Source organism: Desulfonatronospira sp. (assembly GCA_003563255.1).
Taxonomy (GTDB): domain Bacteria; phylum Desulfobacterota; class Desulfovibrionia; order Desulfovibrionales; family Desulfonatronovibrionaceae; genus Desulfonatronospira.
Window position 1 is genome coordinate 1 of sequence record PWSL01000387.1, and the last position, 15,901, is coordinate 15,901.

Annotated in this window: 12 protein-coding genes; all 12 read left to right on the top strand. The window is 52.6% G+C overall.

The features are described 5' to 3' along the window. Positions 1–329: 329 nt before the first annotated feature. The 12 genes from QZP87_RS11250 (at position 330) to hslU (ending at position 15,654) form a co-directional block, all read left to right on the top strand. Complete coding sequence (locus QZP87_RS11250; protein ID WP_291323017.1) at positions 330–3,410, top strand: FAD-dependent oxidoreductase; 3,081 nt, start codon at positions 330–332, stop codon at positions 3,408–3,410. 20 nt (positions 3,411–3,430) lie between these two features. Beyond that, entirely contained in the window at positions 3,431–3,865 is a 435-nt protein-coding gene (locus tag QZP87_RS11255) for a hydrogenase iron-sulfur subunit (protein WP_291323018.1), read from the top strand. 39 nt (positions 3,866–3,904) lie between these two features. Beyond that, complete coding sequence (locus tag QZP87_RS11260; protein WP_291323019.1) at positions 3,905–4,843, top strand: methyl viologen-reducing hydrogenase; 939 nt, start codon at positions 3,905–3,907, stop codon at positions 4,841–4,843. Positions 4,844–4,845: 2 nt separating this feature from the next. Then, positions 4,846–6,198, top strand: coding sequence for a Ni/Fe hydrogenase subunit alpha (locus QZP87_RS11265; RefSeq protein ID WP_291323020.1), 1,353 nt, complete (start codon positions 4,846–4,848; stop codon positions 6,196–6,198). Between the two features lie 222 nt (positions 6,199–6,420). After that, positions 6,421–6,921 (top strand): hydrogenase maturation protease, encoded by a 501-nt coding sequence (locus QZP87_RS11270; protein ID WP_291323021.1) that lies wholly within the window; start codon positions 6,421–6,423, stop codon positions 6,919–6,921. Positions 6,922–7,304: 383 nt separating this feature from the next. Further along, on the top strand, positions 7,305–9,107 hold the full coding sequence (gene lepA, locus QZP87_RS11275) for a translation elongation factor 4 (protein ID WP_291323022.1): 1,803 nt from the start codon (positions 7,305–7,307) through the stop codon (positions 9,105–9,107). Between the two features lie 73 nt (positions 9,108–9,180). After that, positions 9,181–9,786, top strand: coding sequence for a signal peptidase I (gene lepB / locus QZP87_RS11280; RefSeq protein ID WP_291323023.1), 606 nt, complete (start codon positions 9,181–9,183; stop codon positions 9,784–9,786). Between the two features lie 18 nt (positions 9,787–9,804). After that, positions 9,805–11,346, top strand: a complete 1,542-nt coding sequence (locus QZP87_RS11285; RefSeq protein WP_291323024.1) for a YifB family Mg chelatase-like AAA ATPase — start codon at positions 9,805–9,807, stop codon at positions 11,344–11,346. A 255-nt stretch (positions 11,347–11,601) separates the two neighbouring features. Beyond that, positions 11,602–12,177 (top strand): flavodoxin family protein, encoded by a 576-nt coding sequence (locus tag QZP87_RS11290; RefSeq protein ID WP_291323025.1) that lies wholly within the window; start codon positions 11,602–11,604, stop codon positions 12,175–12,177. 139 nt (positions 12,178–12,316) lie between these two features. After that, positions 12,317–13,414 (top strand): AI-2E family transporter, encoded by a 1,098-nt coding sequence (locus QZP87_RS11295; protein WP_291323026.1) that lies wholly within the window; start codon positions 12,317–12,319, stop codon positions 13,412–13,414. Positions 13,415–13,683: 269 nt separating this feature from the next. Next, positions 13,684–14,220 (top strand): ATP-dependent protease subunit HslV, encoded by a 537-nt coding sequence (gene hslV / locus QZP87_RS11300; protein ID WP_291323027.1) that lies wholly within the window; start codon positions 13,684–13,686, stop codon positions 14,218–14,220. A 15-nt stretch (positions 14,221–14,235) separates the two neighbouring features. Beyond that, complete coding sequence (gene hslU / locus QZP87_RS11305; protein WP_291323028.1) at positions 14,236–15,654, top strand: ATP-dependent protease ATPase subunit HslU; 1,419 nt, start codon at positions 14,236–14,238, stop codon at positions 15,652–15,654. The last annotated feature ends 247 nt before the right edge of the window (positions 15,655–15,901 follow it).

The following is a 15,901-nucleotide window of genomic DNA, read 5'->3' on the forward strand; positions in this document are numbered from 1 at the left end:
CGCGGCGGGGGGAGCACCTGAGCTTAGTGTCCAAAAATGAAACAGTCCCAGTGCCAAGTGCTGAACCCCCGTCATGGCTCAAATTTTTCTTGTTTTTTGTGACAGGGTTTCAGGAGTAAGCCACTAAACAGATACCAAAAAATAAATTCCGGGAGAGCCAGTCCCCGTGCTTTCCTTAAAAGCGCTAACCAGATACTTTTATTGACTTTTTATTTTTTAATATTTGTTAAAACAGGTCTTGACTTATGTATGCTTGTGCATGTTATAAGAAATCATAAAGCAAATGAGTATCATCGTAAATCATTATCAATTGGCAAAGGGGGTAAAGTATGAGCGCGGAAAAAGTAGGCGCGGTCATGGTTGTCGGAGGAGGAATCGCCGGTATCCAGTCAGCCCTGGATCTGGCTGATGCCGGGTATTATGTCTATCTTTTGGAGAAGTCTTCCGGCATAGGCGGGGCCATGGCTCAGCTGGACAAGACTTTTCCAACCAACGATTGTGCAATGTGAATTATTTCGCCAAAACTGGTCGAGTGCGGTCGGCACTTGAATATCGAGCTTTTGACCCTGGCCGAGGTGGAAGGAATCAGCGGCCGGGAAGGTAATTTCAACGTCAAGGTGCGCCAGAAATCGCGCATTATTGACATGGATAAATGTATAGCCTGTAACCTGTGTGCGGAAAAATGCCCCAAGAAAGTTCCGGACGAGTTCAATGAGGGGCTGGACAAGCGCAAGTCGGCATACATCAAGTACGGGCAGACCGTACCCCTTAAGTACGCCATTGAAAAGGAGACATGTATCTTTTTTGTCAAGGGCGGCAACAAGGGCAAAAAAGGCAAGGGCAAATGCCGGGCCTGTGAAAAGTACTGTCCCACCGGGGCCATTGACCTGGACCAGGATTTCCAGGACGAAATCAAGGAAATAAGCGTCGGTTCGGTCATTTTGACCCCGGGATTCAAGCCCTTTGACCCTTCCGCGTTTGATACCTATGCCTATACCCAGTTCAAGGACGTGGTCACCAGTATGGAGTATGAGAGGCTTCTCTCCTCCAACGGTCCGTGCATGGGACATCTCACCAGGCCTTCCGACGGCCAGGAGCCCAAAAAAATCGCCTGGCTGCAGTGCGTAGGCTCCAGAAACATCAATAAATGCGACAACGGTTACTGTTCCTCGGTCTGCTGCATGTACGCCATCAAACAGTCCATGGTAACGGCGGAACATACCACCGGGGATACGGACCAGGCCATTTTCTACATGGACATCCGTACCCACGGCAAGGAGTTCGACAAGTATTTTGAGCAGGCCAAAGAAAACGGTGTGCGATTTGTCCAGAGCCGCATTCACACAGTTTACCCCGGCCAGGACGGTTGCGGGGTAAAGGTGGAGTACTTCAATGACCAGACCGGGGAGAGGGTCAAGGAGGAGTTCGACCTTTTGGTTCTGTCTGTGGGCCTGGAAAACTCCAAGAGTTCTGTTGACCTGGCAGAGGTGCTGGGAGTGGAGCTGGACAAGTATAAATTCGCGGAAAGTTCCAGCTTTGCCCCGTCAGCCACCAACGTCCCCGGCATTTATGCCAGCGGCTGCTATCAGGGGCCCAAGGATATCCCCCAGTCGGTAACCGATGCTTCCTGCGCCGCTGCCTCGGCTTCCATATCCCTTAGCAGTCAGCGCGGAACCCTGACCCAGGAAAGGACATTCCCCCCGGAAAAAGAAGTGGCCGGAGAAGAGCCCAGGGTGGGCGTCTTTGTGTGCTCCTGCGGCATCAATATCGCAGGCACCATAGATGTCAACGAGCTGGTGGAATACTCCAAGTCTCTGCCCAACGTGGTCATGGTGGAAAACAATCTCTTTTCCTGCTCCCAGGATACCCAGGTCATGCTCAAGGACAAGATCCAGGAGCACAATCTGAACCGGGTGGTGGTGGCGGCCTGTACTCCCAGGACCCACGAGCCTCTTTTCCGGGAGACCATGAAGGATGCCGGGCTTAATGAGTATCTGTTTGAAATGGCCAACATCCGCAACCAGAACAGCTGGGTGCACGGCAAGGAGCCTGAAAAGGCCCTGGACAAGGCCAGGGATCAGGTACGCATGGCGGTGGTCAAGGCATCCATGCTCCAGCCCCTGGAGCACCTCTCGGTGAACGTCAACCAGAGCGCCCTGGTTGTTGGAGGCGGTCTCTCTGGCATGGTCAGCGCCCTGGGACTGGCGGACCAGGGATACGAGACCATCCTCCTGGAAAAGGCGGACAAGCTGGGCGGCAACGCCTGGAACCTGGCCTCCACCTGGCGCGGGGAACAGATAAAGCCCTACCTGGAAGATCTTATTTCCAGGGTAGAAAACCATTCCAGTATAAAAGTATATAAAAACGCCCAGCTCAAGACCAATAAGGGCGCTGTGGGCGATTTTGTAAGTGAAATAGAAGTAAACGGCGAGAAAAAGGCCATAAAGTACGGCATAGCTGTCGTCTGCACCGGGGGCCAGGAACACAAACCCCAGGAATACCTCTATGGCCAGGATGAGCGGGTTTTTACCCACCTGGAATTCGACCGGGAGATGTCCGAGCATGCACCAGCCCTGGACAAGGCCAAAGGGGCCGTGTTCATTCAGTGCGTGGGCTCCCGCGAGCCGGACAGACCCTACTGCAGCCGGGTGTGCTGCACGCATACCATGCATTCGGCCATCAAGCTCAAAAAGGCCAACCCCAAAATGCCTGTATATGTTCTTTACCGGGATATCAGGACTTACGGTGCCCGGGAGGACCTGTACAAAGAGGCCCGGGAACTGGGGGTCGTCTTCATCCAGTACGATCTGGACAACAAGCCCAGAGTCAGCAAGGACGGGGACGACCTGGTGGTGATGGCCAGAGACCACATCCTGTACCGGGACGTGGAAATAAGGCCAAGCTATCTGGTACTGGCCTCGGCTGTTGTACCCACCGAACATAAGAACCTGGTGGAGCTTTATAAGTGCGGGCTCAACAGCGAGGGATTCCTGCAGGAGGCCCATGCCAAGTTAAGGCCTGTGGACATGAGCGTGGACGGCATGTTTCTGGCGGGACTGTGCCACTACCCCAAGCCTGTGGACGAGTGCATCGCCCAGGCCCAGGCCGCGGTTTCCAGGGCATCCACCATCCTGTCCAGATCAGTAATGCCCCTGGACTCCATTAAGTCCTTTGTTACGGAAAATTGTGACGGCTGCGCCATATGCGTGGACACCTGCCCTTACGGGGCCATTGGTCTGACAGACTACGATGTGGAGGGTGTTCAGCACAAAAAAATCGAAACCAACAAGGCCCTGTGCAAGGGGTGCGGCATCTGCGAAGCCACCTGCCCCAAGCAGGGAGTGTTTGTGCACGGTTTTACCAATGAGCAGCTCAGGGCACAGGTACATGCTGCCCTGGAAAATGTCTAAAAAACCAAGGAGATATAACGATGGCTGAACATAAAGAACCTGTCATTGTGGGATTTCTCTGCAACTGGTGCGCTTATGCCGGAGCTGACCTGGCCGGCGTGTCCAGGCTGCAGTATCCGCCCAACATGCGTGCCATCAGGGTCATGTGCTCCGGGATGGTTCATCCCAACCTGGTGGTGGAGGCCCTGGAAAAAGGCGCCGACGGCGTCCTGGTCCTGGGCTGACACCTTGGTGAATGTCATTACCTGGATGGTAATCACAAGGCATACGCCAGGGCGCAAGCCATAAAGCTGGTACTGGAAGACCTGGACATCGACCCCGAGAGGTTCAGGCTGGACTGGGTATCTTCAGCAGAGGCACCAAGGTTCGCCAAGGTGGTCAATGAATTTACCGAACAAATCAAGTCCCTGGGGCCCAATCCCCTGCGGGTCAGCAAGGAAACCCAGAGCGCCTAGCGCTCCAGGTCCTTTCATTTCCTTAATGGAGGTATTTATATGACCAAGGTAACAGTAGCCGAAGAATGGCTGAATGCCTGTGCAGGCTGTGAAATAGCCATATTGAACGTTGGCGATGTCCTGGTGGACCTACTGGTGAACAACCTGGATTTTGTGCATATCCCGGTCATCCTGGACAAGAAGTATTTCGGGCAGACCGGTGAGGAAGAACATCTGAGCATCCCCGAGGCGGTGGTGGGCATTGTCTCCGGCGGGGTCAGAAACGAGGAGCACAAGGAAGTCCTGCTGGAGATGCGCAAGAAATGCCAGATCCTTATAGCCCTGGGAACCTGCGCCACCGACGGCGGCATTCCGGCCATGATCAACATGTATTCCGACGAGGAGTTGAAACAGTTCTATTACAAGGATTCGCTCACAACCGATCCAGCGGAATATCCAACCGAGCATATTCCACCGCTTCTGGACCAGTGCTATGCCCTGGATGAACTGGTCAAGGTGGACCTGTACCTGCCAGGATGCCCGCCGCATCCGGACTGGATCGCCGGGGCCGTCCTGGCCCTTCTGGAAGGCAAGACCGAATACCGGATGCCGGAAAAGTCGGTCTGTGATTCCTGTCCCACCATAAGAGAAAGCAAGAAGGGACTTGCAGACATAAAGCGCATGCTGTCCGCCCCGGAATTCGACCCGGAAAAGCCCCTGGACGAGATGCGCTGTCTGCTGGAGCAGGGTTTTCTGTGCCTGGGTCCTGTCACTGGAGTTGGCTGTGGCGGACATAAGGGGGCACCCAGGTGTATTTCCGCCCGGGTTCCCTGCCGGGGTTGTTACGGTCCTGTCAGAAAAGGTGCCAAGCCTCTGGTGGATTACATGGGGGCCCTGGCTTCTGTGGGGTTTGATCCAAACAAGATGCCCGACCGCCGGGGATACCTGGCCCGTTTTTCCGGGGCCCACGGCACACTCAAAAGACCCGTTAGGAGGTAGACATGGGTAAGACACTGAATATAGCTCCCATAACCCGCATCGAGGGGCATGCCAGCGTGGCTGTGCACCTGGACGATACCGGAAATGTTTCCGATGCCAGGCTGCATGTGCTCTCCCTGCGCGGGTTTGAACAATTCGTACTGGGCCGTCCCGTAGAGGAGGTGTCCAGGATAGTAACCCGCATCTGCGGGATCTGCCCCTGGCAGCACCACCTGGCTGCCAATAAGGCTGCGGATGAGTGCCTGGGACTGGAACTGCCCCCCACGGGCAGAAAGCTCAGGGAACTTTGCCAGATGATGGCCTATATCCCGGACAAGATCCTGCATTTCTATTTTCTGGCTGCTCCGGATTTCGTCCTGGGCCCGGATGCGGATTATTCCGTGCGCAACGTGGTGGGCATCGTAGGCGCCAACCCGGAACTGGCCAAAAAGGTAGTGCACATGCGCTACAAGGCCCAGATGATGCTGGAAAAGTTCGCCGGCAAGGTCATTCATCCTATTGCCGGTGTGGTGGGTGGTTTTTCCAAACCCCTCAAGGAAGAAGAGCGAAAAGAGATCCTGGAAGGCATCCAGGAACTCAAGGAGTTCAGCCTGTTCACCATCAAGTTCGCCCGGGAAGAGGTTTTTCCCAAGTACCTGGATGCAGTCAAGGTCCTGGGAGTGTTCCCTTCCGGCTACCTGGGTACTGTTCGTCCTTCGGACGGCGCTCTGGAACTCTATGACGGAGAACTAAGGCTCATGGACCAGAATGGAGAATATGACCAGTTCAAGTACTCAGAATACATGAACTACATTGGCGAACATACCGAACCATGGTCCTATCTCAAGTTCCCCTACGCCAAGAAATGGGGTGCTCTCAAGCTGGACGAGAACGATCCGGTGGGCGTATACAGGGCCAACACCCTGGCCCGGATCAATGTCTGCGACAGGATGGCGACTCCCCTGGCCCAGGAGGAACTGGACATTTTCCGCAAGGAATTCGGGCGTCCCACGCACCTGACCCTCTTATACCACTGGGCCAGGCTCATCGAGCTGGTTCAGGCCAGTGAGCGGGCCGAGGAGCTTTTAAACGACCCTGAAATCACCGGCCGGGAAATCCGTTGCCAGGATATCCAGCCCAGGGCCGGTGAAGGGGTTGGATGTGTCGAGGCGGCCAGGGGTACACTGCTCCATCACTTCAAGACGGATGAGAACGGCTTTGTGACCATGGCTAACATGATAGTGGGCACCACCCACAACAATGCCCCCATGAACCTCTCGGTGCGGCAGGCGGCCAAGGCGGTGATCAAGGACGGCAAGTACGATCAGGGTCTTTTGAACCGGGTGGAGATGGCCATACGCGCCTACGACCCGTGAATGAGCTGTGCCACTCACCGCCTGGATGGCGGCGTAAACGTAGAGCTCTCAGTTATTGATTCCAGCGGCAACGTCCTGGAGACCATGGGCAAATAATTCAGCATTTGTCAGTTCCCTGAAAATTATGCTGCGGTATTGTTAGACAGGAGCTGACAAATAGTTTATAAAAGGCCGTCTTCACCCTGGTGAAGGCGGCTTAATTTTTTTGTTTGCGGGGGAGAAATGGACTGGTCCATGATGTTTGATTCCAGAGTGGTGATTTTCGGATGCGGCAACACCTTGTACGGCGATGACGGCCTGGGGCCGCTGGTTGTCAAGGCAATTCAGGAACGAGGCGGACTTGGTGAAGACGTGGCCTGTATTGACGCGGGCACTTCCATAAGGCCCCTTCTTTTTGATCTGATACTCAGTCCCAAGCACCCGGAAAGAGTGATAATAATCGACAGCACCACCGACCATGACCTGGCCCCCGGCCAAGTAAAAGAAATTGATATCACAGGGGTGGATCCCAAGAAGATCGCCGATTTTTCCATGCACCAGTTTCCAACCACCAACCTTTTAAAAGAGCTGCAGGAAACCACGGAAATCAGGCTCAATATCATAGTGGTCCGGGCTGCACATATCCCGGAAAAAATGCAGGAGGGCTTAAGCCCCGAGGTGCAAAAGGCCCTGGATGAGGTGCAGGAGAAGGTATTGCAACTGGTCAACCGTAAAGTTCAATAGCACCACAGCGAAACTTATGACTGACCTCCGGGGACAGGCAACCGGCCCCTTCTTTATAAAATCCGTCAGTTTTCTGTCAGAAATATTAAGTGCGGGGGGCCAGTCCCCGGAGGTCAATAATAGGTAACCATTCAGGGAGTCCTCGGTGTTGATTACTGGCACCAGGCCCTGGGGACTGTCCCCTGTTATGTACTAACTGTGCAGGGTCACACAACATCGCGTCTGTATTTTTTGTATTTGTGCAGAAAAGGTGTCGCGGGGACTGGCTCCGGGCCGATTGCGGCATCCCCTGAATGGTTACAAAATAATTTTTGCGGTAGTATTGACCCCCTGCCCAGAATAAATAATCAACCTCGTGTTCCTCCAGGACTTATTTAGGCTAAATGGTAAAACAGGAAAATATCCGTAATTTCAGCATTATCGCACATATAGATCACGGCAAGTCCACCCTGGCCGACAGGATACTGGAACTTACCGGTCTTTTGACTGACCGGGACAAAAAAGAGCAGTACCTGGACCGGCTGGACCTGGAGCGGGAACGCGGAATCACCATAAAGGCGCAGACTGTGCGCATTCCATACCGGGCCAGAGACGGCCGGGATTATATCCTGAACCTGATAGACACTCCGGGCCACGTGGATTTCTCTTACGAGGTGTCCAGGAGCCTGGCGGCCTGCGATGGGGCACTGCTGGTGGTTGATGCCACCCAGGGGGTGGAGGCCCAGACTCTGGCCAATGTCTACCTGGCCCTGGATCACGACCTGGAAATAATCCCGGTTCTGAACAAGATAGATCTGCCAAGTGCTGACCCCCTGCTCATAGCCGAAGAAATCGAAGAGATAGTGGGGCTGGACTGTTCCGACCTGTCCCTGGTCAGCGCCAAGACCGGGGATGGGGTATCGGATCTCATGGAAAAGATAGTTCAATTGACTCCGCCTCCCAGAGGAAGCAATGATGCTCCTCTCAAAGCCCTTATCTTTGATTCCTGGTATGATTCTTACCTGGGGGTGATGGTTCTGTTTCGTATTCTGGACGGATCCATTCAGCAGGGCCAGGAAATAATGATGTTTTCCAACAGGAAGAGATTTGAAGTAGCCAGGCTGGGCATTTTTTCTCCTGGACCCAGGGATACTGACTGCCTGTACACCGGGGAGGTGGGTTTTCTTTGCGCGGGTATCAAGGACCTGAAGGAGGCCCGGGTGGGGGATACCATTACCAACCCTGCACGCCCTGCTCTCAGCCCTTTCCCGGGCTTCAAGAAGGTGCAGCCCATGGTCTTCTGTGGGTTGTACCCGGTGGAATCAGAGGATTACGAAGGGCTGAAGAATGCCTTGGAGAGGTTGCAGCTGAATGATGCTGCTCTGGAATTCGAGGCCGAGACGTCGCAGGCCCTGGGGTTTGGTTTCAGGTGCGGCTTTCTGGGGCTTCTGCATATGGATGTCATCCAGGAGAGGCTGGAGCGCGAGTTCCAGGTAAGCCTCATTGCCACTGCTCCCTCGGTGGTATATAAGGTACTCAGGTTGGACGGCCGGTTGCTGGAAGTGGACAACCCGGCCAACCTGCCACCGGTGCAGGAAATACTGGAAGTTCTTGAGCCTTACGTGCGCATGGAGATCCACGTACCCAACGAATTTGTTGGCAACGTGTTGAGTCTTTGTGAGGAAAAGCGCGGCCGGCAGAAGGATATGCGCTACCTCTCCTCCACCCGGGTGATCATCACTTATGAGATACCATTTGCAGAGATCGTCTTTGATTTTTTTGACCGCTTAAAATCCCTTACCAGGGGCTATGCCTCCCTGGACTACGAGGTTATGGATTTTCGCCGGGCTGACCTGGTCAAGATGGATATACTCATAAACCAGGAGCCCGTGGATGCCATGTCTGTCATTGTGCACCGGGAAAAGGCCTATCACAAGGGCCGTTCCCTGGCCTTGAAGCTTAAAAGGGTCATACCCAGGCAGCTTTTCGAGGTGATTATCCAGGCTACCATAGGCAACAAGGTTATTGCCAGGGAAAGAACCCCGCCCATGCGCAAAAACGTCACCGCCAAGTGTTACGGGGGAGACATAACCCGCAAGAGAAAACTTCTGGAAAAGCAGAAGGAAGGCAAAAGGCGCATGAAAAAGATGGGCAGCGTGGAGATTCCCCAGGAGGCTTTTCTGGCAGCCCTGAGTTCTGATGATTAATAAGTGATTGCCGCCTGGACAAAATGTGCAGGCATAAAAAAATATCAACAACAACCTTACAGGACGGAAATATATGAATCCCAGATGGCACAAGCTATTGAAAGAGTATGCAGAAGCCCTGATCATAGCCCTCATTCTGGCAATATTTATCCGGACATTCGTGGTACAGGCCTTTAAGATTCCTTCAGGTTCCATGCTTCCCACCCTGGAGATAGGCGACCACCTGCTGGTGACCAAGTTCAGCTACGGAATACAGATGCCTTTCATGGACAGATATATATTCGAATTCGACGGTCCGGAATTTCAGGACATAGTGGTGTTCGAGTTTCCTGAGAATCCTTCCAAGGATTTTATCAAGAGAGTCATAGGTACACCCGGGGATGAGATCTATATTGATGATAAGGAGTTGTATATCAACGGGGAAAAAGTCCAGGAGGAATATGTACAGTATGCTGATCAGCGGGTGGTGGACAGCCGCGACACTTTCGGGCCCAAGGTGGTGCCAGAGGGTAAATATTTTGTTCTGGGTGACAACCGGGACCAGTCCTATGACGCCAGGTTCTGGGATGATCATTTCGTGCAAAGGGAAAAAATTATCGGCAGAGCCTGGAGGATTTACTGGTCCTGGGAAGGTTTTTCTAATATCCGCTGGGACAGGATCGGAAGCAGGATACAGTGATTTTCAACGGCAGGCCCAATGTTCGCCAAGATTACCACTGCAGCACTCATAGGCATTGACGCCATCAGAATCGAACTGGAAGTGGATTATTCCAGGGCCGGTATGCCGGCGTTTACGCTGGTAGGCCTGGCCGAAGGAGCAGTCAAGGAAAGCAAGGAACGGGTCTTTTCAGCTCTGAAAAACAGTGGATATAAGCTACCTCCCGCCAGGATAACAATCAATCTGGCACCTGCTGACGTGCGCAAGGAAGGCAGCAGCTACGACCTGCCCCTGGCCCTGGGGCTGTTGGCCGCATCCGGCACTATTCCAGTGGAGAGTATACAGAACATTTTCATGTCCGGGGAGCTTTCTCTGACGGGAGAACTGAAGGCCATCAACGGCTCCCTGCCTCTGACCCTCAAAGCCAGAAACGATAATGCCGGAGCTGTGATGGTACCAAAAATAAACGCTCAAGAGGCGGCTGTTGTCCAGGAGATGCCTGTTTACGGCCTGGATAACCTGGCCCAGGCAGTGCGCTTTTTGAACGGTGAAATCAACCTGGCACCTGTACGCTTTGATATCGACACTCTGTGGCAGCGTGGATCTGCGTTTTTTGTGGACTTCTCTGAAGTCAAGGGACAGGACAATGCCAAGCGGGCGATTGAAATAGCTGCTGCAGGCGCACACAATCTGCTTTTCATTGGGCCTCCGGGCAGCGGCAAGACAATGCTGGCCCAGAGAATTCCCACAGTCCTGCCTCGATTGAGTTTTGAAGAGGCTCTGGAAGTGACAAAGATATACAGTGTGTCCGGCCAACTGGATCCGGATCAGGCCATGATAGTGCAGCGGGCCTTCAGAAGTCCCCATCATACCATATCTGATGCAGGGCTCATCGGCGGGGGGCATTACCCGCGTCCGGGGGAAGTCTCTCTGGCCCACAGGGGGGTACTTTTCCTTGACGAACTGCCGGAGTTTAAAAAGCATGTCCTGGAGGTCCTGCGCCAGCCCCTGGAGGATGGGGAGGTGACCATCTCCCGGGCGGCCATGTCCCTGCGTTACCCGGCTGATTTCATGCTGGTGGCGGCCATGAACCCCTGTCCATGCGGTTTCCTTACTCATGACCAGCACCCTTGCATATGCACCCCTACCCAGATCCAGCGCTATCGCTACCGCATATCCGGACCCCTTCTGGACCGAATCGACCTGCATATTGAAGTTCCGGCAGTGCCTTATGAAGAACTCAAAAAGGCCAGAAGCTCTATGGACTCAAAGGAGATGAGTACAAACATAAACAGAGCCAGACAGATCCAGGAAAAACGCTACCAGAAATTGCCCTTTCTTACCAACAGCCAGCTTTCGGGGAAATGGCTGTCAGAGTTCTGCTGTCTGGGTCAGGAAGAGCATGCCTTTCTGGAGACGGCTGTTCAGCGTCTGGCCCTTTCCGCCAGGGCACATACCAGGATTTTGCGTCTGGCCAGGACCATTGCAGACCTGGAAGGTGTGGAGCGTATCAACGCTGCTCACCTGGGAGAGGCCATCAACTATCGCAGCCTGGACCGCCAGGAGCAGATGGGCCTGTAACCCGGGGCTATTTTATTGGGGTCTTGATAGTCAAGGGTTATCGTTTAACACTCTGGATTTATTGCATTTATTTAAACTGCAGTATCACTACAGCGACACTTTATTTGAACTCGAAGGGGACTGGCACCCCCGCACTTATTTTTCCAAGAAATCGTAGACCATTTTAAAAATAAGTGCGGGGGAGAGCCAGCTCCCATGCCACATGTAAAGCCCTAAACAGATACAATATTTTTTTAACTCTCAAGGGGGGAATATATGCATGTAGTGGCTTTTAACGGCAGCGCCCGCAGGGATGGCAATACTGCAGGGCTTATCAAAATGGTGTTAAGCTCCATTGAAAAAGAAAATATTACAACAGAACATGTCCAACTGGGCGGTAAACATATCCAGGGCTGTATTGCCTGCGTCAAATGTTTCAAGAATAAAGACAGGCATTGTTCTGAAAAAGACGACATGCTCAATGAGTGTATAGATAAAATGCTGGCTGCTGACGGAATCATTCTAGGTTCGCCCACTTACTTTGCCAATGTCAGTACCAACATCAAGTCTCTGATAGACCGTGCGGGTCTGGTGGCCAAGGCCAATGAAGACATGTTCGCCCGCAAGGTGGGTGCGGCCGTTGTTGCTGTGCGCAGATCAGGAGCAATTCACGTCTTTAATTCCATAAACCATTTCTATTTGATAAATCAAATGATTATACCGGGATCCAGCTATTGGAATATAGGTCATGGTCTGCACCCGGGAGAAGTGGAAAAAGACGAGGAGGGCAGACAGACTATGGAAAACCTGGGAAAAAATATGGCCTGGCTGTTGCAGAAAGTTGGGGCATAGCAATTTTTTGATTCGCCTGCATGAGTCGGTTTTGTGGGCGCAGAGGACAGAAGGCTTATGACTGGTATGTGTATCAGGGAGTAAATCACTGAAATGATTTTTAGTCCGGGCTTTTCAGCCCGAGTTCAGGTTGGAAGGGATGCACCTTATAGCAGAATGGTTTAAACGGCATTTCGGAAATCAGCAGGTTGTTATACTTGTGGGTCTCCTGCTGTTTTTTTTCGGGGTTGTATATTTCTTCGGTCAAATGCTTCTGCCTTTTTTTGCAGGTCTGGTGATAGCCTATCTCCTGGACGGCATGGTCAAGATAATGACCAGGTATAGCATTCCCAGAATGTTGGCGGTTATCATTGTCTTTCTGGGCTTTCTTCTGCTTATGTTTTTCGGCTTTTTCTGGCTGGTGCCCATGCTTATCAAGCAGGTGACTCAACTGGTCCAGCAGTTGCCCTCGATGATATCCGAGGCCCAGATGCACCTGTTGCAACTACCAGAAAAATACCCGCACCTTGTCTCCGAAGAGCAGATTCAGGAAGTGATTTCAGCCCTGCGTGCGGAAGTGGCCCAGCTCGGTCAGCAGATTCTGAGCATTTCCGTGGCCTCTGTGGTTGGCCTTATAACTATTCTGGTATACCTCATTATTGTTCCTTTGCTTGTGTTTTTCTTTCTCAAGGATAAAGACCTGCTGCTGGCCTGGTTTACCAGGTTCCTTCCCCGGGAACGCTCCCTGGCGGTCCAGGTCTGGGAGGATGTAAATATTCAAATCTCCAACTATGTCCGGGGCAAGACCTGGGAGATTATAATAGTTTGGGGAGTAACTTTTATTGTGTTTTCATTTCTGGGGCTGCAATATTCAGTCCTCTTAAGTCTTGCTGTGGGACTGTCAGTGCTGATACCCTATATAGGGGCAGCAGTAGTGACTGTCCCTATAGCCCTGGTAGCCTATTTTCAGTGGGGATTCGGTTCCGAGTTTGTCTGGGTACTTGTGGCTTACGCCATTATCCAGGCCATTGACGGTAATGTCCTGGCTCCTTTACTGCTTGGAGAGGTTGTCAATATTCACCCTGTGGGAATTGTTGCTGCAATTTTTATCTTTGGCGGTCTGTGGGGTTTTTGGGGGGTATTTTTCGCAATCCCCCTGGCCACCCTGGTGCAGGCTGTGATTCGGGCCTGGCCCAGAGTAGATTATTTGAGTAAAAAGCCGGCAGTCGATCCTCCGCCGGATTCACAGGAAGTCTGATTGCGATTATATTTATCCCTACAGTGAATCTTTGTTTTCGCGTATCTGTTTAGCGCTTTGCATGTGGCATGGGGGCTGGCTCTTCCGGGACCCACTTGTAGCAAAAAATGAGATATTTTAAGCACAAAATGATGCTCAAGTGGGTCCCGGAGTGCCTGTCCCCTGCTTTCCTTAAAAGCGCTAAACTGTTACGTTTTCGCGAACAGATGCGATTACAGCAATCGAATGTGTAATGCGTGGTCTTGACCAACTTTATGGAGAATCATTATATGATACTTCGAGGTACTACTATTCTGGCTGTTAAAAAAAACGGTCAGACGGCTATGGCCGGCGACGGACAGGTGACCATGGGTCAGGCCGTTGTAATGAAACATACAGCCAGAAAGGTGCGGCGCATGTACAAGGACAGTGTTCTGGCTGGTTTTGCAGGGGCTACTGCGGACGCTTTCACCCTGTTTGAGCGTTTTGAAGCCAAGCTTGAGGAATACCGGGGCAACCTTCTTCGTGCCAGCGTGGAACTGGCCAAGGAATGGCGCATGGATAAATACCTTAGGCGTTTGGAAGCCCTGCTGGTTGTGGCTGACAAGAACAATGTACTCATTATCAGTGGAACTGGTGATGTTATCGAACCCGACGACGGCATAGCTGCCATCGGTTCAGGCGGACCATACGCTCTGGCAGCTTCCAGGGCGCTTATTTCAAATACAGACCTGAGCGCAAGCGATATAGTAACCCAGGGCATGCAGATAGCTTCCCAGATCTGTGTTTATACCAACAACAACATCATTACGGAAACAATTGATTAACAAGGAAAGCATTTGATGAGCACCACACTGACTCCCAGAGAGATAGTATCTGAACTGGACAAGTATATAATCGGCCAGCAGGATGCCAAGAACATGGTGGCCATTGCCCTGCGCAACAGATGGCGCAGGCAGCAGCTGGATCCGGAGATGCGCGAGGAGATAGCCCCGAAAAATATCATTATGATCGGCCCCACAGGGGTGGGTAAGACCGAAGTGGCCAGACGTCTGGCCAAGCTTGCCGGGTCGCCCTTTTTTAAAGTGGAGGCATCCAAGTTTACCGAGGTGGGTTACGTGGGCCGGGATGTGGAATCAATGATCCGGGACCTGATGGAGATCGGGGTCAACCTGGTCCGTTCCGAGGAGAGGGAAAAAGTGCAGGCCAAGGCCGAGACCAATGCCGAAGAGAGGCTTTTGGACCTTTTGCTGCCTCCAAAAAAGGCACCTGAGGGCCAGCAGGCAGGCCAGGGTTATCAGGGACAGCAGCAGGTTTCTTTTCAACTTGAGACCCCGGGCAGGCAGGAGAGAGGTCCAGGCGCAGGGGAACAGGCCCGGGCAGATGAAAACAGGACCAGGGAAAAACTGCGCAAGCTGTGGCGTGAGGGACGTCTGGACGATCGCACTGTCGAGGTGGAGGTGCAGACCGGCTCCAATGTGGAAATCATGTCCATGCCCGGTATGGAAGACATGGAGATGCAGTTTCGGGACATGTTCAGCCGGGTATTTCCCAAGAAAAAGAAGACCAAGAAGGTCAAAGTCAAGAACGCTTACGAAATTCTGTTGCAGGAGGAAACCGAGCGTTTGGTGGACATGGACAAGGTCACCGAAATAGCCAAGGAACGCGTGGAACAAAGCGGGATCATATTTATCGACGAGATTGACAAGGTGTGCACCAGTGAAAAATCTTCCAGGGCGGATGTGTCCAGGGAAGGTGTGCAGCGCGATCTCCTGCCGGTGGTGGAGGGGTGCGTGGTCAACACCAAGTACGGCATGGTCAGAAGCGATCATATACTGTTTATTGCAGCGGGAGCATTTCACTATGCAAAGCCTTCAGACCTGGTTCCGGAGTTGCAGGGTAGATTCCCCTTGCGGGTGGAATTGTCGGCCCTGACCGGGGAAGACTTTTACCGCATCCTTACAGAGCCTCAGAATGCCCTTACCAGGCAGTACAGGGCTCTTCTGGAAACAGAGGGAATAAGCCTGGAGTTTTCTGATGAAGCACTTGTGGAGTTGTCTTCTTTTGCCCAGAAGGTCAATGACGAGACAGAGAATATCGGGGCCAGACGTCTTTACACCATCATGGAAAAGTTGTTGCAGGACCTTTCTTTCAAGGCTCCGGAACTAGCAGGGCAAAAGATCAGCGTGGACAAGGAATACGTCCAGGAGCAGCTCAAAGATGTGCAGGAAGACCGGGATTTGACCCGCTATATTCTTTAGAACCATCAGCATTTTTCGGGGTGTAGACTGGAAGCCCGGACAGTAACCATTCATGGGGATGCCGAAACCGGCCCGGGGACAGTCCCCGCGACACCTTTTCTGTACAAATACAAAAATTACATACGCGGTATCTGTTTAGCGCTTTGCATGTGGCATGGGGACTGGCTCTTCCGGGACCCACTTGTCCCAAAAAATGAGATGTTTTAAGCACAAAATGATGCTCAAGTGGGTCCCGGAGTGCCTGTCC